1 protein-coding gene and 1 pseudogene are annotated in these 1,249 nt (G+C 71.9%); one reads left to right on the top strand and one right to left on the bottom strand.

All coding sequences use genetic code 11. The annotated features are described in order from the left end of the window. Window positions 1–72: 72 nt before the first annotated feature. The gene (locus tag AOK18_RS27535; protein WP_055574224.1) at window positions 73–825 is read right to left on the bottom strand and encodes an MBL fold metallo-hydrolase; all 753 of its coding nucleotides are present in this window, start codon (window positions 823–825) and stop codon (window positions 73–75) included. 203 nt (window positions 826–1,028) lie between these two features. Between AOK18_RS27535 and AOK18_RS27530 the strand changes: the two are divergent. Continuing rightward, window positions 1,029–1,249, top strand: a pseudogene (locus AOK18_RS27530) (type II toxin-antitoxin system PemK/MazF family toxin); the annotation flags it as partial.

Below are 1,249 nucleotides of genomic sequence, written 5' to 3'. Positions count from 1 at the left end.
GACGGCCGCGGGGCCTCGGTGCGTGCGGACGCGGGTGCCCGTGCGGGCCTGCGGGCGGATGGAGTACGGGGGTCAGATCACGTACGTCACGCCGGGCGCCGCCAGTTCCACCGGTCCGTCGTAGACCGCGCGCGCGTCGGCGAGGTTGACCTGCGGGTCGGTCCACGGGGCGATGTGGGTGAGGACCAGCCGGCGGGCGCGGGCGCGGGCCGCCGACTCCCCCGCCTCGCGTCCGTTGAGGTGCAGGTCGGGGATGTTCTCCTTGCCGGCGGTGAAGGCCGCCTCGCACAGGAACAGGTCGGTGTCGTGGGCGAGTTCGTCGAGCGCCGGGCTCACCCCGGTGTCGCCGGAGTACGTGAGCGACTTCCCGCCGTGCTCGAGCCGGATGGCGTACGCCTCCACCGGGTGCGCGACGCGTTCGGTGTGCACGACGAACGGGCCGAGCTCGAAGGTGGACGGCTTGACCGTGTGGAAGTCGAAGACCTCGCTCATGGAGGAGGGCGAGGGGGTGTCGGCGTAGGCCGTGGTCAGCCGGTGCTCCGTGCCCTCGGGTCCGTAGACCGGTATCGGGTCGCAGCGGCCTCCGTCGTGCCGGTAGTAGCGCACCACGAAGTATGCGCACATGTCGATGCAGTGGTCGGCGTGCAGGTGGCTGAGGAAGATCGCGTCCAGGTCGTAGAGACCGCAGTGGCGCTGCAGCTCGCCCAGGGCACCGTTGCCCATGTCGAGGAGCAGCCGGAAGCCGTCGGCCTCGACGAGGTAGCTCGAACAGGCCGATTCCACGGACGGGAACGACCCCGAGCAGCCGACGACGGTGAGCTTCATGAAGCAGAAACCTCCGCTGGCGGGGGAGTGAAAACGGGGGTCGTGCGGTTCGTCGAGCGTAAGACGCAAAACCTTCGGCCGCTCCTCCGCCAGGGTCCGTTGTGGGGGAACTCACCTGCGCTGTCACCGGTTCGGCTGGAAGCGGATCACGCGGGGCGTGCGGGAAGGCGCACGGCTCGGTCCCGCGCCGGTACGGTCGGGCCATGAACACGTCGTGGTGGCTCGCACTCGTCGCGGTGGTCCTGCTCGCACTGGTCGCCGCGCTCGTCGACGGATGGGGCCGGGGGCACCGGTCCCGCGTCCGGAGTGCGCCGGCCCGGGCGGGGACCGGTACGCAGGAGGGGGACGGCCGGCCCCGGCCCGCGGAGATCTGGTGGGCGGACGTGCCCTACGAGGACGTGCCGCGGGCGGGGGCCGGCCGTCC

This window comes from Streptomyces prasinopilosus (genome assembly GCF_001419695.1).
Classification (GTDB): domain Bacteria; phylum Actinomycetota; class Actinomycetes; order Streptomycetales; family Streptomycetaceae; genus Streptomyces; species Streptomyces prasinopilosus.
Note: the sequence above shows the minus strand (reverse complement) of the source record. Positions and strands in the feature narration are given on the sequence as shown.